28 protein-coding genes and 2 pseudogenes are annotated in these 20,382 nt (G+C 61.5%); 2 read left to right on the top strand and 28 right to left on the bottom strand.

Going from position 1 to position 20,382, the window contains the following annotated elements:
- Positions 1–171: 171 nt before the first annotated feature.
- Positions 172–399 (bottom strand): hypothetical protein, encoded by a 228-nt coding sequence (locus tag EOW68_RS13135; RefSeq protein ID WP_128225620.1) that lies wholly within the window; start codon positions 397–399, stop codon positions 172–174.
- Between the two features lie 463 nt (positions 400–862).
- Here EOW68_RS13135 and EOW68_RS13140 point away from each other — a divergent pair.
- Positions 863–1,549: pseudogene (locus EOW68_RS13140) on the top strand (ABC transporter ATP-binding protein); the annotation flags it as partial.
- Between the two features lie 128 nt (positions 1,550–1,677).
- Here EOW68_RS13140 and secY read toward each other — a convergent pair.
- The 27 genes and pseudogenes from secY to gghA form a co-directional block, all read right to left on the bottom strand.
- Entirely contained in the window at positions 1,678–3,168 is a 1,491-nt protein-coding gene (gene secY / locus EOW68_RS13145; protein ID WP_128225622.1) for a preprotein translocase subunit SecY, read from the bottom strand.
- A gap of 1 nt (position 3,169) precedes the next feature.
- The gene (locus EOW68_RS13150; protein WP_128225623.1) at positions 3,170–3,622 is read right to left on the bottom strand and encodes an uL15m family ribosomal protein; all 453 of its coding nucleotides are present in this window, start codon (positions 3,620–3,622) and stop codon (positions 3,170–3,172) included.
- Entirely contained in the window at positions 3,622–4,086 is a 465-nt protein-coding gene (locus tag EOW68_RS13155; RefSeq protein WP_128225624.1) for a 50S ribosomal protein L30, read from the bottom strand. The genes EOW68_RS13150 and EOW68_RS13155 overlap by 1 nt, the downstream gene beginning before the upstream one ends.
- Positions 4,083–4,727, bottom strand: coding sequence for a 30S ribosomal protein S5 (locus EOW68_RS13160; protein ID WP_128225625.1), 645 nt, complete (start codon positions 4,725–4,727; stop codon positions 4,083–4,085). The genes EOW68_RS13155 and EOW68_RS13160 overlap by 4 nt, the downstream gene beginning before the upstream one ends.
- Positions 4,724–5,284, bottom strand: coding sequence for a 50S ribosomal protein L18 (locus EOW68_RS13165; RefSeq protein ID WP_128225626.1), 561 nt, complete (start codon positions 5,282–5,284; stop codon positions 4,724–4,726). Before EOW68_RS13165 ends, EOW68_RS13160 begins: the two co-directional genes overlap by 4 nt.
- The gene (locus EOW68_RS13170) at positions 5,284–5,736 is read right to left on the bottom strand and encodes a 50S ribosomal protein L19e (RefSeq protein ID WP_128225627.1); all 453 of its coding nucleotides are present in this window, start codon (positions 5,734–5,736) and stop codon (positions 5,284–5,286) included. The genes EOW68_RS13165 and EOW68_RS13170 overlap by 1 nt, the downstream gene beginning before the upstream one ends.
- The gene (locus tag EOW68_RS13175) at positions 5,733–6,404 is read right to left on the bottom strand and encodes a 50S ribosomal protein L32e (protein WP_431358926.1); all 672 of its coding nucleotides are present in this window, start codon (positions 6,402–6,404) and stop codon (positions 5,733–5,735) included. The genes EOW68_RS13170 and EOW68_RS13175 overlap by 4 nt, the downstream gene beginning before the upstream one ends.
- Before the next feature lie 153 nt (positions 6,405–6,557).
- Positions 6,558–6,710 (bottom strand): annotated as a pseudogene (locus EOW68_RS18795) (helix-hairpin-helix domain-containing protein); the annotation flags it as partial.
- The gene (locus EOW68_RS13180) at positions 6,710–7,246 is read right to left on the bottom strand and encodes a 50S ribosomal protein L6 (RefSeq protein ID WP_128225629.1); all 537 of its coding nucleotides are present in this window, start codon (positions 7,244–7,246) and stop codon (positions 6,710–6,712) included. The gene EOW68_RS13180 and the pseudogene EOW68_RS18795, both read right to left, overlap by 1 nt.
- A gap of 2 nt (positions 7,247–7,248) precedes the next feature.
- Positions 7,249–7,641, bottom strand: a complete 393-nt coding sequence (locus tag EOW68_RS13185; protein ID WP_128225630.1) for a 30S ribosomal protein S8 — start codon at positions 7,639–7,641, stop codon at positions 7,249–7,251.
- Positions 7,638–7,817, bottom strand: a complete 180-nt coding sequence (locus EOW68_RS13190; RefSeq protein ID WP_128225631.1) for a 30S ribosomal protein S14 — start codon at positions 7,815–7,817, stop codon at positions 7,638–7,640. The genes EOW68_RS13185 and EOW68_RS13190 overlap by 4 nt, the downstream gene beginning before the upstream one ends.
- A complete protein-coding gene (locus EOW68_RS13195) occupies positions 7,814–8,341 on the bottom strand; it encodes a 50S ribosomal protein L5 (RefSeq protein ID WP_128225632.1) in 528 nt (175 codons plus the stop codon). Before EOW68_RS13195 ends, EOW68_RS13190 begins: the two co-directional genes overlap by 4 nt.
- Positions 8,338–9,051: a 30S ribosomal protein S4e gene (locus EOW68_RS13200; RefSeq protein ID WP_128225633.1), complete on the bottom strand. Its 714-nt coding sequence runs from the start codon at positions 9,049–9,051 to the stop codon at positions 8,338–8,340. Before EOW68_RS13200 ends, EOW68_RS13195 begins: the two co-directional genes overlap by 4 nt.
- Entirely contained in the window at positions 9,048–9,416 is a 369-nt protein-coding gene (gene rplX, locus EOW68_RS13205) for a 50S ribosomal protein L24 (RefSeq protein WP_128225634.1), read from the bottom strand. The genes EOW68_RS13200 and rplX overlap by 4 nt, the downstream gene beginning before the upstream one ends.
- Positions 9,413–9,811, bottom strand: coding sequence for a 50S ribosomal protein L14 (locus EOW68_RS13210; protein WP_128225635.1), 399 nt, complete (start codon positions 9,809–9,811; stop codon positions 9,413–9,415). Before EOW68_RS13210 ends, rplX begins: the two co-directional genes overlap by 4 nt.
- Entirely contained in the window at positions 9,811–10,200 is a 390-nt protein-coding gene (locus tag EOW68_RS13215) for a 30S ribosomal protein S17 (RefSeq protein WP_128225636.1), read from the bottom strand. Before EOW68_RS13215 ends, EOW68_RS13210 begins: the two co-directional genes overlap by 1 nt.
- A complete protein-coding gene (locus EOW68_RS13220; protein WP_128225637.1) occupies positions 10,191–10,478 on the bottom strand; it encodes a ribonuclease P protein component 1 in 288 nt (95 codons plus the stop codon). The genes EOW68_RS13215 and EOW68_RS13220 overlap by 10 nt, the downstream gene beginning before the upstream one ends.
- On the bottom strand, positions 10,478–10,705 hold the full coding sequence (rpmC, locus tag EOW68_RS13225) for a 50S ribosomal protein L29 (RefSeq protein ID WP_128225638.1): 228 nt from the start codon (positions 10,703–10,705) through the stop codon (positions 10,478–10,480). The genes EOW68_RS13220 and rpmC overlap by 1 nt, the downstream gene beginning before the upstream one ends.
- Positions 10,702–11,619: a 30S ribosomal protein S3 gene (locus EOW68_RS13230; protein ID WP_128225639.1), complete on the bottom strand. Its 918-nt coding sequence runs from the start codon at positions 11,617–11,619 to the stop codon at positions 10,702–10,704. The genes rpmC and EOW68_RS13230 overlap by 4 nt, the downstream gene beginning before the upstream one ends.
- Positions 11,619–12,083, bottom strand: a complete 465-nt coding sequence (locus EOW68_RS13235; RefSeq protein ID WP_128225640.1) for a 50S ribosomal protein L22 — start codon at positions 12,081–12,083, stop codon at positions 11,619–11,621. Before EOW68_RS13235 ends, EOW68_RS13230 begins: the two co-directional genes overlap by 1 nt.
- A gap of 3 nt (positions 12,084–12,086) precedes the next feature.
- Positions 12,087–12,509: a 30S ribosomal protein S19 gene (locus EOW68_RS13240; protein WP_128225641.1), complete on the bottom strand. Its 423-nt coding sequence runs from the start codon at positions 12,507–12,509 to the stop codon at positions 12,087–12,089.
- The gene (locus tag EOW68_RS13245; RefSeq protein WP_128225642.1) at positions 12,506–13,228 is read right to left on the bottom strand and encodes a 50S ribosomal protein L2; all 723 of its coding nucleotides are present in this window, start codon (positions 13,226–13,228) and stop codon (positions 12,506–12,508) included. Before EOW68_RS13245 ends, EOW68_RS13240 begins: the two co-directional genes overlap by 4 nt.
- Before the next feature lie 2 nt (positions 13,229–13,230).
- Positions 13,231–13,485, bottom strand: a complete 255-nt coding sequence (locus tag EOW68_RS13250) for a 50S ribosomal protein L23 (protein WP_128225643.1) — start codon at positions 13,483–13,485, stop codon at positions 13,231–13,233.
- Positions 13,482–14,225, bottom strand: a complete 744-nt coding sequence (rpl4p, locus tag EOW68_RS13255) for a 50S ribosomal protein L4 (RefSeq protein WP_128225644.1) — start codon at positions 14,223–14,225, stop codon at positions 13,482–13,484. Before rpl4p ends, EOW68_RS13250 begins: the two co-directional genes overlap by 4 nt.
- A gap of 3 nt (positions 14,226–14,228) precedes the next feature.
- Positions 14,229–15,236 carry a 50S ribosomal protein L3 gene (locus EOW68_RS13260; protein ID WP_128225645.1) on the bottom strand — a complete coding sequence of 336 codons (1,008 nt, stop codon included), beginning with the start codon at positions 15,234–15,236 and terminating at the stop codon, positions 14,229–14,231.
- Positions 15,237–15,240: 4 nt separating this feature from the next.
- Positions 15,241–16,128, bottom strand: a complete 888-nt coding sequence (locus EOW68_RS13265; RefSeq protein ID WP_128225646.1) for a putative RNA uridine N3 methyltransferase — start codon at positions 16,126–16,128, stop codon at positions 15,241–15,243.
- A gap of 169 nt (positions 16,129–16,297) precedes the next feature.
- Positions 16,298–18,739 carry a glucosylglycerol hydrolase gene (gghA, locus tag EOW68_RS13270; RefSeq protein WP_128225647.1) on the bottom strand — a complete coding sequence of 814 codons (2,442 nt, stop codon included), beginning with the start codon at positions 18,737–18,739 and terminating at the stop codon, positions 16,298–16,300.
- 346 nt (positions 18,740–19,085) lie between these two features.
- Here gghA and aglM point away from each other — a divergent pair, with 346 nt between their 5' ends.
- Positions 19,086–20,381 (top strand): UDP-glucose 6-dehydrogenase AglM, encoded by a 1,296-nt coding sequence (gene aglM / locus EOW68_RS13275; protein WP_128225648.1) that lies wholly within the window; start codon positions 19,086–19,088, stop codon positions 20,379–20,381.
- The last annotated feature ends 1 nt before the right edge of the window (position 20,382 follow it).

Here is a 20,382-nt window from a genome sequence, read left to right on the forward strand (position 1 = left end):
TTTTCATGGGAAGTAAGGAAAACCGACGATGCAGGCTCGTTCAATTAATAGCCACACACTCCTGACCACAACCCTCTTTCCGGGAATGAGACAGGGGCCACTGAAGGACGATGACTGTCACCGTATTTGAAATCGGTCGAAACCGTCTCCAAGTTCTATCGTTCGCTGCGGTTATGACTTCCCCTCGCGGTAGCCAATTCCTCCCGCTTTTGCCGTTGTTTTGAGAATTCTGAAAGAACCAACGAAAATTCTGATGAAGAGAATTCCGCCCCCGAGAACAACCAACGTTCTTGAGAGTCCGATTCCCCAAGCTTGAGGAATAAATACTCCGAGGAGGAATAGGGCTAAACCAATCCAGAACACTTCATTTCGTTGGGAGAGGGCTGTGAATGTGTCCACCGTAATTATATGATAGTTGGTGAGTGTATAAGTATCTTCGTCAGCTGGTTTCTACTGGCTATACATCACAGCCACAATTGCTTCAGCGATGACCGACACGCCAGCAATCCCAAGAATTGCCACTGGGGTTGGACTGGCTCAGAAGGTTCTGGTCGAACACGTCCCATTCAAGCAATATACCGAGACCAACAAAGATAGCAGCACATCCGCCAACGAACCCGGAAACTGACCAAAATGAGAGTCCGCTTTGGATGATTGCCAGTGCCAATCGAGATACAAGAAGCATTCCCGTTAGTAGTGGTGCCACGCCAATCGTCTGTCTGGAGGGCATACAGGCGGTTCAATCAACTACCGTTCTAGTGATCGATCTGATACGTACTGATATGAACGATAGCAAACTGTGTGTAACTCGTATGTGAATCACAACCATTAGGTGCTTGCACTAACCGAATAAGACCCACAGATGCCCTCCATCCAGACGAACGGTTTGACGAAACAATTTGGTGACGAGATTGTTGCAGTCGATAATCTCGATCTCACTATTAACGAAGGTGAAATATTCGACTTTCTTGGTCCCAATGGTGCCGGGAAGTCGACGACAATTAATCTGCTACTCGACTTCATCAGGCCAACAAAAGGATCAGCAACGGTACTCGGTATGAACGCCCAAGCGGAACCCGCCGCGATCCGTGACCGGATCGGTGTCCTCCCCGAGGGGTATGGCTTCGACAACTATCTCACTGGTCGTGAGTATGTCGAGTGGGCCATCGAGACGAAAGCCGCGAACGATGATCCTGACGAAATACTCGATATAGTTGGTATTCTTGACGAGGCAGACCGAACGGCGGCCGGCTACTCGAAAGGGATGCAACAGCGACTGGCCTTCGGTATGGCTCTGGTTGATGATCCGGAGTTGTTGATACTGGATGAACCGTCCACGGGACTAGATCCGAACGGTATGCAACAGATGCGCTCGGTGATTCGTGAGCGGGCCGAGGCGGGCACGACCGTCTTCTTTTCGAGTCATATACTCTCTGAAGTTGAGGAGGTGTGTGACCGGGTTGGCGTGATGAACGACGGCCAACTCGTCGCCATGGATACAATCGATAATCTTCGAGCCGAGATGGGCGGTCAGGCCAGTCTCGAATTATTACCGTGTTGTACTATCAGATCAGACGTTATCCAGATATATCTAGATAATTGATGTATCTACGTATTGTCGGCGGAATGAGAAGGTGTGAGTGAAATATTACTTCCGTGATAACATTGTTATCACAGCTATCCGAACATCTTGCGCATCATCGGATGCATCTCCATCAGTTGCTCTTCAGCGATCTCCTCGTAGAGCTTGTAGGTGATCGAGACTGTCAGTAGCAGTCCAGTCCCTGTCACGCCACCGATCGTTCCGAGCATGTTCGCGGAGACGGCGAGCAGGCCGACGAGCGCACCGCCGATGACGGTCACCTGCGGGATGTACTGTTCGAGCACGCGCTCGATACTGCGGACGTTCTGGCGGAAGCCGGGGATCTGCATCCCGGAGCCGTGGATCTGCTGTGCCGTCGCCTCCGGTCCCATATCCGTCGTCTTCACCCAGAAGATGGCGAAGATGGCACCGCCGACGACCATGATCGTCAGATCGATCCCGACCCGGAGCAAGATCTCCCAGACCTCGTTCCCGCCACCGAAGCCAGCGAACCACATCCAGTCCTGTGGGGACTGGACAGGCGAGAGGAAGTAGAACAGGCCGCCCTGTGCCTGTCCTTGGGCGTCGTACGTACCCAGCCAGGCAGGCAAGCTGCCCAACTGCGTGTCGAGGATACGGCCCATGAACTGGACGTTCATCTGGAGCGCCCGGACGAGGATCATCGGCAGGACGCTCGCGTAGATGAGTTTGACCGGGAACCGGCCTCGCGCACCTTTGACCCGCGTGTTCGACAGTGGGATCTCGACACGGACGGATTCGGCGTAGACGACGACCGCGAAGATCGTGATCGTCGTGAAGATGGCGAGCAATCCGAGTTCGAACTCACCACCGGGGCCGAGCAGAATATCCTGCAGGCCAGCAGGTGTGAGGACGCTCCCGGACAGCTCCCGATTACCGAAGGCGACCCGGAGCCAGGTCGCGATGATCCCGTCGGACTCCGGCCCGAGTAGCTCTCTGAACCCGAGCAGGCCACCCATCATCCGCTGGCTCACGCCGGCGATAATGAACAGCCCGATACCGGAGCCGACACCCCACTTGCTCACGATCTCGTCCATGAACAGGATCAGGATACCACCGATGAACACCTGCACGAAGATGATCCACCGCATCCCACCGAGGGAGACGCCGAGATCACCCGCGACGTTCGGATCCGGCGCCAGGAATCCTGCGAACACCATCGGGATCGCTGTCAGCGCGGTCATGATGACCACGAGCAGCTTCTGAAGCCCCTGATAGAGCTGTTGATCACGCGGGTTGTTCTGGGTATCCAGACCGAGCAGATCCGCACCGCCGAGCAGTTGCAGGACGATGCTCGCCGTGACGATCGGACCGATCCCGACCTGCAGGAGCGACCCCTGCGAGCCAGCCAGAATCGATCGGAACTGGCCGAAGACGTCCTGGCCACCTGTCTGAACACCGAACAGCAAAACGTTCGTCAGGAAAAAGTACAACACGAGAATGCCGGCCGTCCAGCCGAGTTTCCGTTTGAAGGGAACGTGTCCCTCCGGCCGGCGGACCTCGGGCATCCGTGTTAGTACAGGTTCAGCGGTATCCTTCCAGCTCATGTTACTCCTCGTTATCGTCGTCTGTTAGTTCGACAGCGCCACCTGCGGCCTCGACTTTCTCGCGAGCGCTCTCGGAGAAGTCGTCTGCAACGACTTCGAGTTCGTTGCGGACCTGGCCGCTGCCCAGTACCTTCACGACGTCAGCGCTGTCGGCACCGTCGACGACGTCGTGTGCGTCGATCCGGTAGCCGCCGTCGGTCTCTTCGGCGAGGTCGTCGGCGACCAGCAACGGGGCGTCCTCGTCGAGTTCCCGGATGTCGATGGTGGCGACTTCTGTCTGCGCTTTCTCGGGCCGCGTGAAGCCGGATTTCCCGAGTGGTGGATGGTTGTGATGCTCGTGTTTGTCTCGCCCTGCCGCACCGCGGCCACCCCGATGGCCAGCACCGCGGCGGTTCTTGTGTGTCCCGCCGCCGTGGGTCCGGGAGCCACGCTGTCGTTTCTTTTTGCTTGTCATTATCTCATCGCCTCCAGTAGTGTATCGATCTCGTCGGTCTCGTGAATACCGAGCTGCCCACCCGTCGTGACCGGCTGTTTGATCCCCTCGTGGCCGCCGCGTGGCGGATGCAGTCGGAGCGTCGGTGAGAGTCCTGCCTCCTGCAGCGTCGTCTCCTCTGCTAGCAGTGCCTCTGCGAGCTCTTCGACGGTGTTGAACCACGTGTTCTCTTCGACCCACTCGTCGTCGATGTCGGCGTCGCCCTCGGCGGGCTCACCGCGGCGCTCGATGAGGAGTTCGACCGTCTCCTGACTCGGTGTGCCGTGTGCAACGTAGTCGTTCACTTTCGTCACCATCCCCTCGTAGCTCGGCTCTTCTGGCACGAGAGTGGCGTGGTTGACGCGACCGAGATTCAGCATCTGCAACGTATCCAGGGTGTCCTGGTTGATATTTACTTCGCCACGGAGCTGGACGAGTGCTTTCATTCCTCGACCACCTCTCGTTGCTGTTCACGCACGCGCTGTGGCAGACGGGCCTCGGCGGCGTTTTGCAACGCGTTGTAGGTCGCTTTCGCGAGGTTGACCGTCGTTCGCGTGTTGCCGTGGCTTTTCGTCCAGGCATCCTCGACGCCTGCGAGTTCGAGAACGTGCCCCGGTGTCTCCGCGGCCGCCAGTCCGAGTCCTTTCGGCGCTGGCTTGATCTCGACCTCGACGCTGCCGGCCTTGCCCGTTGCTTTCCGGATCAGCGAGTGATCGCCACCGGGCTGGTCCTCCCAGGATCCGCTCCCGAGGGGGATCTTCACCAGGTTCAGCTTCCCGATGTCGATGGCTTTCTGGATCGCACCGCCAACCTGGTCGTCACGGCCTTCCGCGTAGCCGATCAGGCCGTCACGGTTGCCCACGACGACGACACAGCGGAACTTGACTCGGCGACCCGAGTCGGTCATCCGCTGGACCATGTTGATATCCAGCACCTCGTCTTCCAGATCTGGAACGAGCTGGTCGACCAGTTCCGGTTCTTTCAGTGGCAGGCCGGAGTTGAGGGCATCCTCCATCGTGTCGATCTCTCCTTCTGCCACTTTCTTTCCTAGGCGGGTCTGTGGGACCCATCCGTCGTCAGCACTCATAGTTCAACCTCATCTTCGAGTAACGTTTCGCGCAGTTCGTCGAAATGCGCTGGTAGCTCTGTTGCGTCGAACTCCCCGCTGTAGAGGCCGTCCTGTTGCTCGGCGTACTCGGCGATATGCTCGCCACGCGTGCGCGGCCAGTCGGCCAGCACGTCGTCGTTGTGGGGAATTTCGAGACCGGCGTCGATCGCGCCTTCCTGTACTGCGAAGACCTTGTTCCCCGGCGTCGGGGAGTTCAGGCCGATATCGAGGACTGCTTCCTCGATGCCTGCGTCGATCGCACGCAGGCCTGCGAGCAGGCCGGTGAGATAGGCGGCGGGCATGTTGCCCGTCGGCGCCTCCCAGCCGTACTCTGCGAGATCGTTCGCGTTCGCACTCGCAACTGTCTCGTCGCCCTGTGGCCCCGTCGTGACCAGCTGCGCCCTGATAGTCGTGTTACTCTTTCGAGCAACCAGCCGTGGTTTGCCGGATTTCAGCAGGCGCAACCGCTGATGGTAATCTGTTCGGGCCTCGCGGCGACGCCGCATCGGCACCGTATATCGTGGTCCTGTTGCCATTATACATCACCTCGTAGTTGGTTCGTTATGTAGCGGTCGATGTCCGCGACGCTGTCGAACTCACCACCGCCGGCCTTGTCGTAGAGATCACGGTAGGTCGAGCGGTCGATTTCGCCCTCGTCACGGAGTTCGCGCAGATGTGACCGCTGTGCGCGAATGCTTGACTGCCAGTTCTCCTTGGGATCCTCGCGGGCACCGGCTTTCCCTTTGCGGGTGCCGGGACCTTTCTGGTGACCGTACGAGCGTTTCTTCTGGCGCTCGCGGGCCTTCCCCCGGGAGTTGCCCTTCGGGGTCTCTGCCCGGATCGCACCTTCGTCGACGAGTTCGCGGATATCCTCTCGGGTGATCGCCTCCGCGATATCGCTCTGGCGTTCCGGATCGAGCCAGATCTTGTTCTTGCCGACGTCGAGGACGTCCCCTGCGAGTCGTTTCTGTGCACTCAGATCTGTCATTCTACTTTGACCTCCTCGTAGGTTGGGTTGAGTACGCGAATGCCTTCGTCTTCGGCGACTTCTTCGATTCGCTCGCGTTTGCGTGCGCCGACTTTCGAAGCGATCCGTACTGCTTCGGTGTCGCCGTCGACACCCTCCAGATCGTCCACGTTGTGGACGCGGACCTCTTCGAAGCCCGAGGGATGTTTGCCCCGGATTGCTTTCGGTGTCCGGAAGCCGGCCTGCACCTTGTCGCCTTTGCCCTTGATGCCGCGTCGCTGTTTCGAGAGCTGGCCGCGTGGTCGCCGCCAGGACGTCGGCACGCGTTTCTTCTTGTGGTAGTCCTGTCGGTTGAACTGCGGTTTGCCCTCACGACGTCGCTGCACGAGCAGTCGTGCGTTCTCGTCGTCCAGGTCGGGGGTCTTCTCGGCCAGTCCCCGGGCCTGAAGTTCGGTCTCGACGTCTTCGGCTTCCTCTTCGGGCTCTTCGTCTTCGATCTCCGCTTCGACTTCCTCGCTGACGTCCAGATCGCCGACGTCGGCCTTGATCCGGGCGGCCAGCGCCATCCCGATCCCGCTGACGTTGGCGAGATCGTCCTGGCTCGCACCACGGACGTCGTCGACCGTCGTGTAGCCGGCCTCTTCCAGGGCCTCGGCTTTCGACGCGCCGATGCCGCTGATGTCGGTCAGCTCGTCGAATTCGTCGTCGTCGTCGTCCTCTTCATCGTCTGCGTCAGCTTCGTCGTCTGCATCAGCGTCGTCGCTTTCCTCGTCGCCGCCGAGTTCGTCCACGTCGGCTTCGACGTCGTCGCTGATCTCGACTTCGTCGGTCTCTGCCTTGAGTCGGGCGGCCAGCGCCGTGCTGACACCGTCGATGGCCTGGAGCTGCTCCTGGCTCGCTGCGGCGACGTGTTCGACCGTCTCGTAGCCTGCATCGCGCAGGACCGTTGCTTTCTCTTCGTCAACTCCGCCGAGGTCTGTCAGTTCGTCTGCCATCAGGCGTCACCTCTGTTCGGTTTCTGTGTAATGTAGACGCCGTCCTGGAAGACCCGCACATCCTTGTCCGTGACGCGCGTCAGCTGTTCGATATCCGCTGCTGTCTGTCCGACTGCCTCGATATCCGGTCCGGAGAGGTGGACGAGTTCGCCGTCGATCTCGACGTCGGTCTCGCCGTGGATCGGCGCCGTCCGCGGCGCTTTCTCACCGAGGAAGTTCTCGATGACGATCTCCTCGCCCTCGACGGAGACATCCATCGGGAAGTGAGAGTAGAAGACTTCCATCTCGTACTCCCAGCCCTCGGTGACGCCGTGGAACATGTTCCGGATGTGACTCTCGAAGGTGCCGAGCGTCGACATCGTCTTGGCGTCGTCTTCGTCGGTTTCGATTACAACCTCGCCGTCGTCGATACTGACGGAAATGTCCGGATACCAGAGCCGTCGGGAGACGCTCCCGTTCGGTCCCTCGGCTTCGAAATCGAGGTGATCGACGGTCGCGGTTACCTCCTCCGGTATCTGTAGTGTTGTTCGTGGCATCTTTAGTAGACGTATGCGATGACCTGGCCACCGATCCCCTGATCGCGTGCCTCGTAGTGGCTCATAACGCCGTGTGAGGTCGTCACGATGAGGGTCCCGTAGTCACGAGCCGGGAGGTATCGCTTCTCCCATTTCTCGAACTCCTCGGCACCGGCCGAGTAGCGGGGTTTGACGGGGCCGCATTCGTTTATCGCTCCTTTCAGTTCGACCTCGAAGTGACCGGCTTTGCCGTCGTCGACGCGCTGGAAGCCGTCGATGTAGTTGCGGTCGTACAGCACTTCCAGCAAGCTACCGATCTCCTTCGAAGCGGGCGCTACGTTCTGCGTCAGGTGCCCGGCGTTCCCGGCGTTGTCGATTGCCGAAAGCGCGTTGGACAGTGGATCGTTTCCTGTCATGAGTATTTCTTGAAGCCCATACTGCGGGACACTTCGCGGAAGCACTGTCGACACAGCCAGATGTCGTACTTGCCGACCAGACCCTGCTTGCGGCCACAGCGCTGGCACTCCCGGAGCTGTCCCGTTCGTTTCGCGGCTTGTTCGCCGGTCTCTTGTTCTGATTCACTCTCGCTCATGCGTTGACCTCCACGTCGAAGTTGTTCTCGACGTACGTCGTCGCGTCCTCGACACTCAGTCGGTGCGCCGCCGGGATCGACCGCGAGGCCTTGTCCCGTTTCGCGACGCGGTAGCCGGGGCGGACGAGGTTGACCGTCACGTCCATCCCGTAGATCCCGATCGTCGGATCGTACTCCTGGCTCGGGAAGTCGGTGTGTTCCTCGACACCGAAACTGAAGTTGCCGGTGTCGTCGAACTGCGACGCCGAGAGATCGACGATCGCGAGTGCGGTTTCGAGGAATTCGTGAGCATCCTCACCACGCAGCGTGACCTTCGCACCGATCGGGTCACCCTCGCGGATGTTGAAATCCGGTTCCGTCGCCGTCGCAGTCGTTCGAACGGACTGCTGGCCGGCGACTTCCTCCAGGATCTCCTCTGCCTGTGCGAGTTCGCGGCCGCCCTGGCCGACGCCCATGTGGACGACGACTTTCTCGACGCGGGGTTCGCGCATCGAGTGGAAACTGCTGTCTGTGTCGGAGCTCATTCGTTATCCTCCGTGAAGTTCTCGTCGATGACGACGATGTACTCTTCGACCGTCTCGAAGCGACTGTCGTCTTCGGAGGCCTCCCTGTCGACGAGGACGTTGTTCTGCGAGCTACCCGGTGTGACCTGGATCTCGTCGATCGTGCCGATATCGCCGGCGTGTGAGCCGTCGACGGCCGTGACGAGTGCGCCCTCCTCGTAGACGAAGTGGGCGACGATCTCACCGTCCTCGTTGTCGACGACGATCGAGTCACCGGCGTCGTACTCGTCTGTCTCGTCGACGAGCAGCGTCTGCCCGTCGTGTAGCGTCAACTGAATGTCCCCGCCCGGGACGTGTCGTTTGTTGACGATCTTGCCGAGTTTGCTCTGTGCTGAATCTTCGTCGATCGGCGTCAGTGCGAGTCGGCCACCCTCGTCCGGGAACACGCGGTAGTACTCCTCGCGTTCGTCGAAGGCGACGATGTCGAACATCCCGACTGGGCGTTCCTCGTCGTTGACCTGCTTGCCGTTGATGACGACGTTGTCCTGGTTCAGTGCGTACCGTGCTTCCTTGCGACTGTCGACGTATCCGAGCACGTCCCGCAGGATGATCAGGAGCGGCACTCCCGACTCACCGTGGGGACCCGCGCCGGCTTTGACCGTGAAGGTCTCCGTCTTCCGCTCGACGGGCCAGCTTTTCGGGACGGACAGTCGTTTCTGGTGGTTTGTCATTCGTTATCCTCCTCCCCCGCGTTTTCGAGACGCTCCTCGCGCAGGTCGTCCGAGAGATCGAGGCTGGTCACACGGAGGTTGCTCGCGTCGAGTGGACGCGGTACCTCCTCGCCGTCGGCTGTTTCGAGGGTCACGCCCTCGACGTGGACGGCAGCGTCTTTGAGGTCGACGGCTACGACGTCGCCTTCCTCGCCGGCGTCGTCACCGCGCATGACCTCGACAGTGTCGCCTTCGTTGACTCGGACGGAACGCGTGCCGTACTCCTCGCGGAGATCGGCCGAAAGCGTTCCCTGCACCTGTTTGTGGCGCTCGTGGAGCGGGGCGTTCCGTGTTGCCTTCCGCTGTTTGTGTGGTTGTTTCGTCATACTATCATCGTCGCTGTGGATGCGATCGACCCGAACCGCTCCGCGACTTCACGAGCGATCGGACCCTTGATTTCGGTGCCACGCGGTTCCTCGTTGTCGTCGATGACGACGGCGGCGTTGTCCTCGAACTGGACTCGGGTGCCATCGGGCCGTCGGATCGTCTGTCGCTGTCGGATGATCACGGCCTCGAGCACCTGCCGTCGCATCTCCGGTGTGCCTTTCGTGACCGAGACGGTGATCTTGTCACCGATTCCGGCCTTCGGATGGCGGTTGATCGTCCCGGAGTAGCCGTGGGTGCTGATCACTTTCAGCTCGCGGGCTCCGGTGTTGTCCGCGCAGGTAATCAGGGAGCCTTTCTCCAGGCCCTGCGTGACGTCTGCTTTGAGTGCCTCCATCAGGCATCACCTCCTTGCTCGCGGTTCCCACCGCTCGCACTTTCCGTGGCCTCGTCGGCCACCACTTCGACTACAACGTGTGATTTCGTCTTCGAGAGCGGCCGTGTCTCCGCGATCTTGACCGTGTCGCCGACCGACAGCGGTCGCAGCACACCCGGCACGTGGGCCGGAATGCGCGAGCGGCGTTTCATCAGTCGGTCGTACTTGGGAACGGTCACGTCGTACTCCCGTTCGACGACGACTGTCTTCGCCATATCCGTCGACACAACCTCGCCCTCGATGACCTGCCCGCGAACGGGGAGATCCCCGTAGAACGGGCACGTCTCGTAGTCGTACTCTTCTGGGTTCTCTGGTTCTGGTGGTTTCGTTACGTCTAGTCCTATCGCCATTTCGAATCACCTCTATGTTCACTGCGGCGCGCCGGTCGCGCGAGCAACGCTTCGCCGGCAGTCTCGACGACGGCACCGGAGGGCAGCGTCCACTCGAACGTGGCGCTGTCTTTCGGGACCTGTCGAACGCGACTGTCGCGCTCGATCCCGACTGTGTTGGTCGTCTCCGAGACGGCCTCGCCGGCCACGCCGGTCAGATCCGGGTTCGACGCCGCAACGACGCGGACGTCGAGTCCGACGAGTTCGTGTCGAGCCAACGTCTCCGGTGTCAGTGCCATTATGCCTCCTCCTCGACTGTGTCTTCGAGGTCGCCTTCCTCGCGCTGGATCGTCTTGATCCGGGCGATCGCTTTCCGGAGTTCCTTGATCCGACCAGGGTTCTCCGGCTGCGCGCCCGCTGCCTTCGCCGACACTGCGTTGAGCAGTTCCGTCTCGAGGTCTTCGAGTTCGACCTCGCGCTCGGGCGGCGTCATGTCACGGATCTCCTCGGTGTGCAAGACAGTCATTTGTCAGCCTCCGTCTCGTCTGCCTCGTCCATCTCGTCCATGAGCTCCTCGGCTTCCGCCTCGGTCTCCTCGTCGAGTTCCTCCTCGACGGCGGCGTCGAGATCTTCGAGTTCGTCTTCGACCTCGTCACCCTCGGGCAGGTCGGGGTCGTCGAACTCCTCGGCTGGCTCCTCGACGACCTCTTCGTCGACATCTTCGGTGTCGGTGTCGGCTTCGGCCTCCTCCTCGGCGTCAGCGTCGGCCGCCTCGGCCTCCGCTGGCTCGCCGGCGAGCAGCTCTTCGACACCTTCCTCGTCGTCGATGTAGTCCTCGACCTGCTTGTCGTCGTAGACCTCGAAGTCGTCGGGCAGTTCTGCGCCCGGTGGGATGATCTTCACCTGGACACCGATGGTGCCAAGCTGGACGACTGCCGTGCCGATCCCGTGGTCGACGATCTCCTCTGCGGGTTCGCCGTTGTGTTTGATGTAGCCGCGGTTGAATTTCTCCACGCGTGAGCGCGCTCCCGTGACCTTCCCGGAGAGGACGATCTCTGCACCGAGCGCGCCCGACTCCATGATCCGGTCGATCGTCGTGTGACCGGCCTTCCGGAAGTACCAGCCCCGTTCGAGGGCGTTGGCGAGTCGGTCCGCGACGATCCGGGCGTTCAGGTCGGGTTCTTCGACCTCCTGGACGTCGACCTGCGGATCGTCGAGCCCGAAGTCGCTTTCGAGCGTGCTGGTTATCTTGCGGATGTTCTTCCCGCCTTTGCCGATCACCATGCCGGGTTTCTCGGCTTTCAGCACGATCTGTGTGCCCATCGGGGTCTTGGCGATGTTCATGCCGCCGTAGCCCGCTCGGCCGAGTTCGTCCTGGAAGAACTCGTCGATCTGCGTGCGCTGGAGTCCGTTGTCGATGAACTGCTGTTCGTCAGCCATCACTCCTCACCTCCCTCTACGAGGACGAGTTCGACGTCGACTTCCGGCGTGTTCCACGGACTCGCTCGCCCCATCGCGCGGGGTTTGCGGCCCTGACTCTCGCCGACCTTGTGGGCTGCGACGTGCATGATCTCCATGGACTCACCGTCGAATCCCTGGTGGTCGGCGTTCCCGATCCCGTTTCGCAGGAGATCGAGGAACGCCTCGCTTGCTTTCTCCGGGAACCGACCGGCATCCCAGCCGTCGATTCCTTTCTTGTGGCCGACGCCCGAGTTGTGCTGTCGGAACGGGACGACGTTGTCGCCTTCGACGACACCTTCGAGAAACTCGACGGCGTCACCGGCTGTCATCCCCTTGATCTCACGGGCGATGGCCTTGCTGTGCTTGTTGCTTATGTGCCGCTCCCGAAGCATCGCTTTCGCCGTGGTCTCCGGGTCGGCATCGACTGAGTAGCTGATTCCCATGATTTATTTGAGGGGTACGAACTTCGAGGAGCGTGTCGCTCCGATACCGGCCTGTCCGTGCTCGACACTCGTCCGGGTCAGCTGGAACTCACCCAGATAGTGCCCGAGCATCTCCGGCTCGACGTTGACTCGCTCGAAGCTCTGCCCGTTGTGAACGGCGAAGGTGATCCCGACCATCTCGGGGACGATCGGCATGTCCCGGAGGTGTGTCCGGATCGGATTGTTCGCCGTCTCCTCCTCGCCGGCCTCGCGGACCTTCTCGAGGAGTTTCTCGTGTTCGACGGACAGACCGCGTTCGATGGTTCGCCGCTGGCGTGCGGGAAGCAGTTCCGCGACCTCGTCGAGCGATAGCTCCTGCAACTCTTCGAGCGTGTGACCACGGTAGGTAAACTCGCCTTCGTGGCCGATCTGATAATCTGAGCTCATCTGTCACCACCTCTGCCGGTGCGTTTCGAGGCGATATCCCCGACCTTGCGTCCCGGCGGTGCGTCTCGCGAGATACTCTTCGGCTTGCCGGGGTGCTGGCGGCCACCGCCACCGAATGGGTGGTCGACGGCGTTCATCGCGACGCCACGCACCCGGGGCCAGACGGTCCCGCGTGATTTGACCTTGTGATATTTCTTCCCTGCCTTGAGGACTGGTTTCTCCGTTCGGCCACCACCTGCGACGACACCGATCGTCGCCCGGCACTGTGGGTCCAGTCGTTTCATCTCGCCGCTTGGCAGCTGGACGACCGCAACCGAACGGTCGTGGGTCAGCAGTGTCGCGTTGACACCGGAGGCGCGGGCGTACTTTCCGCCGTCGCCCGGGTTCGCCTCGACGTTACAGACCGGGACGCCTTCCGGAATCTCCGCGAGTGGAAGGGTGTTGCCCGGTTCGATCGACGCCGAGACGCCGATCTGGATCTCGTCGCCGACTGTGATGCCCTCGGGGGCGAGGACGAGTCGGCGGTCGCCGTCGTCGTACTGGACGTCGGCGATCGGTGCGCTCCGTGCTGGGTCGTGCTCGATGCCGACGACCTCGCCGGAGACGATATCTGCGTCTTCGACCGTCCGATGGTCCATGTTCGCCTTGTAGCGGTGCGAGGGGGCCCGGAACGTCGAGCCACCGCGTCCACGCCGTTGTCCGCGAATTCGCTGTCCCATCGTTAGAACACCCCGATCCGTGACGCGACTTCCTGTGCGTCGTGTTCGTCCGAGAGTGTCAGTTCGGCCTTTTTCTGTCCCTTTGGCGTGATCATCGTGTTAATGTTCGTCGTGTTGAGATCGAACTGCTCCTCGACCTCTTCGACGATCTGCTCTTTGGTCGCGTCGGTCTGGCAGATGAAGACCATCTTGTTGTCGAAGTCCATCTTGTCGACGGTCTTCTCGGTGACGTGTGGATGAAGAATTGCGTCCATCATCGGTCAGCCACCTCCTCGACGGCGCTCTCTGTCCAGACTGTGAGTCGCCCCGGCTGCGTCCCGGGTGCGAGGTCCTCCGCGTTGAGTTCGTTCGCGGTCGCCACGTCGGCACCGGCGAGGTTGCGCGCTGCGCGTGATGGCTCCTCGCTGGTGACGAAGAGGACCGATTTCGGTCGTCGGTACTTCCGGCCGCGGGCAGACCCCTGGCCGGCCTTGATTTTCGTCTCGTCTGCGCGCTCGATATCGGCCGCGAGGCCGAGCGCTTCGAGCATCGCAGCGGCTTCTTTCGTCTTGTTCAGTTCTTCGAACTCGTCGCTGACAACGACTGGAAGGTCGACGTCGTCGTCGAACTCGTGGCCGCGCTCTGCGACGACTTCCGCGTCGGTCGTCGCTGCGATGGCCGAGCGAACAGCGAACTGTCGCTCCTTGTCGTTAATCGAAAGTCCACGGTCTTTCTCGGCTTTCGGGGGGTGTGCCCGGCGACCACCGACGGTCTGTGGGACACGCCGACCCATGCCACCCTCCCGGGGGACGTGGGCCTGGCCGCGACCGCTTCCGAACGATTCCGCCGGGGTTCGCATCCCGGCGTAGTCGTCGGAGCCGTAGTCCTGCTTTCTGTTTGCCTGTGCGGCGAGTACCGCTTTCCGGATCAGATCCGGCCGGTACTCGGTGTCGAACACCGCGGGAAGGTCGATCTCCCCGTCGGATTTGCCGTCAGTTGTGCGTACTGGTACCTGCATTGTTTATCCCTGATTCGATGCTTCGGAGACGTAGCGCACCTCTGGATCGAGGCGCGGCTGGTCGTTCGGACGCACTGCAGGGCGCAGGCGGACGAGGCGTTTGTCCGGTCCTGGCACCGAGCCCTTGACGAGCGTGTACTCGTTGTCGACCTCGCCGTAGTCGATGAACCCGCCCTCGACGGTCGGGTCGTCCTCGGCGATGTCGATCAGGCGTTTGTTGAGTTCGGTGCGCTGGTGGTAGCCCGTCTGTCCCTGCTGTGGGACCGTCGAGCGGACACGTGATGGGTTCCACGGACCGAGGTTGCCGATCCGGCGCCGCCATCCCTGGCGGGCGTGTTTCCCTTTGCGTTTTTGCACACCCCAGCGTTTGACTGGGCCCTGGGTGCCTTTCCCTTTCGTGATGCCCGCGACGTCGGCGTACTCGCCGGCGCGGAACACGTCGTTGATCGAGTACTCGCCGTCGCCGACGAGGTCGAGTCCGTGTTCGACGCGATCGGAGAGCGAGCCACCGCCGACCCGGGTCTCCATCACGTCTGGGCGTTTCTTCGGCACGCCGGAGACCTCGCCTGGGACCGTATGCGTGATTGCGCGTACGTCCGCAAGGTCACCGTTTTCGAGTGCGTCGTGAATCTGTTCCTCGGAAGCGCCCGCGTCACCGTCGGGCAGATCGAGAGCCCGGTCGAGTTCTGGGTGAAAGTCGTCCGCCCAGACCTCGGTCATCGGTCGCTTCCCGTATGGCGTCTTCTCGTAGGCTCGCAGCGCGACAACCCGCATCGGTGGTGTCTCGACGACAGTCACCGGGACGGTCTGTTCCATCCCCTGGCGTGGGGAGTCGGGTTCGTCGTTGATCATCACGACGTGTGTCATGCCAGCTTTGTAGCCGGCAAACCCCTGTACAGCAGGCTGTCCATCGTCGGACGGCCAGCTATTGAAGCGTGGCGTCTCCGAGGACGCACGCTTGCGCGGGCTGAAGCCCATCGAGCCTTTTCGTGGTCGTTCTGGTTGTGGCATGGTGTTACTCCATGAGGTTCAGGCAGGCGAGTGTCGCGAACACCGCTTCTTCGGTGCGCACGACCTGACTGCCCTGGTTCGGAACCGTATTCAGCCAGAGGTCGAACCCTCCAGTCTCTTTGCAGCCGTCTTCGCGAATCTTCTCGGCTGTGATACCGAGAATCTCCGGCAAGCCACGCTCGGGTGCGCCGAACGCGACTGTATACTCGCACTCGGCGTCCGCTGTCCCGGCCTCGCTGGCGTCTGACTCACCTGCGGTGAGCCGACACTGGTCAGCGAGGACTTCGAGACGGCGCGAACCCAGGTGTTCGCCATGCCGCGAAGCGGCGATAGCGAGTCCTGCATCCGAGCGCGACACTGCCGTATCGAGGTCCGAGCGGTCGACAACGTACCCAGACGGGTCGACGTCGACAATCTTTGCTCGGACCGGCTCTCGCGAAGAGACTCTGACGGTGACACGCTCCCACTCCGTAAGCTCCATTCCGGATGGAACGGGGAGAGAGATCGGGTGTTGCAGTCCGCAATTGACCCGGACGTGCCCATCAGTTCCGGCCTTCGTCACGATTCCCTGTCTTAACGACCCCGAATCGTCCGATCCGGAGCCGGTCTGTGAGCGCACGCGGAGCGGCGGCAGGATGCCCGCATACTCCAGTTCGTCCCGCGTCTCCCAGACCTCCTTTCGGAGGTCCGGGGGTGTCGCGGCGTACCGCAAGACGGTCGCAACGAACCCGTCGTCGTACTTCTGCTCGCCTGCAGGGTCCGGATAGACCGTGAGACGGTCGACCCGGAAGATCGTGGCCGCGCGGGCCACGTATCCGATCTTGCGAGTTGCCTCGCGTTTGTCCTCTGCTTCGCGGGCGAGCGACGACGGCACGAGTATGCTGACGGTCATGCCGTAACGCTTCCACGTCGCGCCACTAGACTGTAGCGATTATTCCACGATCCGCACTTAAAAAGCCGCCGTTTCGGTGTCGTGCTGAGAGGTGTTCACACACGTCTTTGGGCCTGCTTACCGCCCATACGCACAGCTTTCCGAGATAGTCGGGACCCGCCCGCGGAGTTTACGGAGTCCGGGAAAACACGACTGCTTCGCTATCCGCGAGCACGAGTGGGGAATCTGCCGCTGGATCGTCCAGTCCCTGTGTCGAGAGGACACTCGTCCAGCCCTCGCCCGTCGTCTCGACGAGCTCTATCGGCGTGACAGTCGTCTCGCGGCCCTCCATGTTGGCGACAAAGAGGAGCTGTTCGCTCCCGTCGGGGGCCGTCCGGAGTCCGTAGTAACAGACCGTCCCGTCCGTGGGATGAAGGTAGTCGAAGACTGCGTCGTCGTCGAGGTCGTCGCGTAACCACGGCCGCTCGTGGCGGAACGCACGGACAGACCGGCCGAAGGCGGCATCCTCGGGGGCGAGTTCGTCGGTCCAGTTTGAGAGCTTGCAGAACTCTCCGACGTCGCGCATCCAGGCGAGCCCGAACTCCTCGAGGGCTGCCGCCGTCACACCGTCCTCGGTGAAGGGCACATCGAGTGTCGAGAGAATCGTCGCCATCCCTTCGCGGTCGTAGTCGGTGATCTCGACTGCACTGGCGAGAGCGTGGACGAACTCGTGGAGGTCGTCACGGCGGTCGAAGCCGAGTTCCTTCAGCCGGGTGAAGTTGCCGGCTCGTTCGTACCGGTCTGCCGGAACACGCCAGTCGACGAAATAGGCGGCCTCGGCGACAACCTTGAGATTCCAGGTGTCGTCTGTATCCCGGACGAAATCCCAGGGCGCGTGCATGTTCGCGTGCGTGAAGTCCATCGGCACTCCGGGCATGAAACAGTAGAAGAGCACGTTCGAGGCGGGGTTGTCGTAGGCCCGTTCGATGGTCTCCTCGATGCTGTCGGCGAGGTAGGGGTTTTCCTGCTCGGCGTTCCACTCGTCGCCAATCTCCGCCTGGACGCCCCGCCGGAGCGTGTCGTGGTTCGCCACTCCGGAGATCCACTGTCCCCCCATGTCGGCAACCTCGCGAACCCGCCACCACTTCGTCGCCCAGAACGTCAGGATTGCGGGTGTGTTGTGTGCGAAGGTGACGGGCCCCCACTGGAAACTGTCCGGATGCTGTTTGATCAGTTCACGGTACGTCGAGGCGAGTTCCCAGTCGGATTCCGGCCACGGACGGCCGTCCTCGTAGATCATCCAGGGGCTGTACTCGGTGCCGGCGACCTCCTGCGTAACCGCTTTCATCTCGGCCAGGAACTCGTCGTCGTGGTACTCGGATTCGGTTTCCGGATCCCAGTTCGTGAAATCCTGCGCCCCGTCGACGCGGATCCCGTCCGCACCCCAGTCCATCTTCCGGCGCTGGAGTTCGAGCAAGATTGCCCGCACCGTCGGCTGCGTGTAGTCGAGTTCCTGGCCGTACATCCCCGGCCCCTCGAAGTAGTAGTCGTTGAGGAGGGGGATGGCGCCGTCGTCCGCGTGGCCGAGTGCGATATCGAAGACGACCCGCATCGGGTCCGGAAGGGTGTGTAGCGTGGCGATGAAATCGACGAGTTCGTCGGGCCGACCGGTTTCGAGGATCGAGGCGTTGACCGCACCGAAGCCGTAGATCACGATATCGTACCCCCAGTTGATCATCTGCGGGCGACGCAGCGTCACGGTAATCTCTGTCGCATCAGCTGTCCCGTCGTTCTCGGATGTCCTGGTCGCCGTCTCCGACTCCGGCAGGTCACTCGTCGGCTCGAAATGCTCCGGCTGGTAGTCGCATTCGGTGATCGGTGCGACCGGCATCAGCTGGACGCCGTCGTAGCCGGCAAACGCCTGTTCGTGAGTTGCGAGTTCGGTTCCGTTCCGCTGTTTCCGTCCGATCGTCTCGAACAGGTCAGTCAATCCGGCGAGTGACCCGGCCTCGGTCGCTGTTCCGGGGTGGATTTCGAGGAGATTCATTGCGGGCTCGATCTGTGGTAGGCCCACCGTTTCCGTGGTCTCGAGCTCCTCGTCCGACGTGCCGAGTGACTCGAAATACTCCCTGTCTGCACGGTTCTCGTCTAGCCGGTCGAGGTCGTAGAGCTCGGCGGGGGCGTACGCACCGAACGGGAGCGAGTACGCGAGCGGGTCACCGATGGTCGTCCAGCGTCCATCTTTCTCGTATCCGAGTCGGTACAGCGTCCCAAGTTCGTCGCGCGTCCCCGGTCTGACGCCCGACACTGCTGCCCAGGTGTACTCGCCTTCCCGCTGTGTCGGCACGCGTTCGTGGCGAAACTGCGCGGTTGTCTCCTCTGCTCCCAGCTCCACTGTTCCAGTGGGTGTGAAAAGCTCCAGATACACCTCCCCTGGTGGGATCCCTTCGTCGTCGAGCGCCGGTGTCCAGAACCCGAACTCGGCGTACTCCCCCTGCCAGTGTGCACCGAGCCGTGGGACGAGCTCTCTCGCAGCGTCGAACGGTGCCTCCCCGTCGAGCGATTGCTGGCACTGTTTGCACAGTCGAGCTGTCTCCGTCTCGCGGACTGTCGCTGTCGTCGAATCTGTCATGGCTGAATTTGTACGTGTCTACCCGCGTGTTCGGACGGTTCTATCCCGAATGGACTCCGAACTCCGAGCCGCTGGGCTTCCGTCATTTGCGACGGGCAACCGGACGGTGTCCACAGGCTTCGCTCGACCCACCCGCCAGAGCCAGCGGTTGGTGCCGGAGATTCCAATATAGTAACAATTATAATTATATACAATAGCTGTTGTGGTTAACTCAATGACCTTTTTTGCGGCCCAAGAGTTCGCAGTGAGCAGACCGCTCCGGTTAGCTACTTCATATAGAAGAGGGTTCGTGTCTGAATCGGAGATACCACAATGCTAAACCAGTCCCCGGAGGTAACTACGAGCAATGCGTGTTAGTATCGTCGGAAGCGGCTACGTCGGCACCACAGTTGCGGCCTGTCTCGCTGATATCGGCCACGAGGTGTACAACATCGACATCGACGAGGAGCTCGTCGACGCGATCAACGCCGGCGAGACGCCGATCCACGAACCCGGACTGGACGCGCTCGTCTCCGCCTATGGCGGGAAGACCCTCCAGGCGAGTACCGACTACGACGTCATAAGGGACACTGATCTGACGATCCTCGCTTTGCCGACACCGAACGAACCCGACGGCAGTATCGATCTCTCTGCGATGAAAGCAGGGATCGAGTCGGTCGGTAAGGCTCTCCGCGAGAAAGACGGCTACCATCTCGTCGTGGTCAAGAGCACGGTCATCCCCGGCACCACCGAGGACGAACTGCGACCGATTCTCGAAGAAGCCTCGGGGAAGACCGACGGCGACGGGGTCGGACTCGCGGTCAACCCCGAGTTCCAGCGTGAAGGCTCCGCTGTGGACGATTTCATGGAGCCGGACAAGATCGTCGTCGGCACCGACGGCGACGAGCGTGCACTCGATCTGCTCGCGACGCTGTACGAACCGATCGTCACCGACTGGGACGTCCCTGTCGTCGAGACTGGCCGGCGCGAGGGCGAGATGATCAAGTACGCCAACAACTCCTTCCTCGCCGCGAAGGTGAGTCTGATCAACGATCTCGGGAATATCTGCAAGGAGTTCGGTGTCGACGCCTACGAGGTGGCGGACGCGATCGGTCTCGACGACCGGATCGGGGAGCGATTCCTCCGTAGTGGGGTAGGGTGGGGGGGAAGCTGCTTCCCGAAAGACGTCGACGCGATCCGGGCGGCTGCCCGCGACGTGGGCTACGAACCGAAGATGCTCGATGCGACCGTCGCGGTGAACGACGAACAGCCAGAACGCCTGCTCGGACTGCTCGAGGACCACGTCGATGTGAGCGGAACGCGCGTTGCGGTGCTCGGTCTCGCGTTCAAACCCGGCACGGACGACATCAGGAACTCGCGGGCGATCCCGGTCATCCAGGGGCTGCTGGACCGTGGCGCCGATGTCGTCGGCTACGATCCCGTGGCGAGCGACGAGATGCGGGAAAAATTCCCGGATATCGAGTACGCCGACTCCCCGGCCGACGCCCTCGACGGCGCGAGCGGTGCGGTCGTCGTGACCGACTGGGACGAGTTCGCCGCCCTCGACGAAGAGTTCGATGCGATGGCCGATGCAGTCGTCGTCGATGGCCGACGGATCGTCAGCCGGCGCGACGGCGTCACCTACGAAGGGTTGACCTGGTAGC

Origin of the sequence: Halovenus amylolytica (assembly GCA_004015825.1) — an archaeon.
Classification (GTDB): domain Archaea; phylum Halobacteriota; class Halobacteria; order Halobacteriales; family Haloarculaceae; genus Halovenus; species Halovenus amylolytica.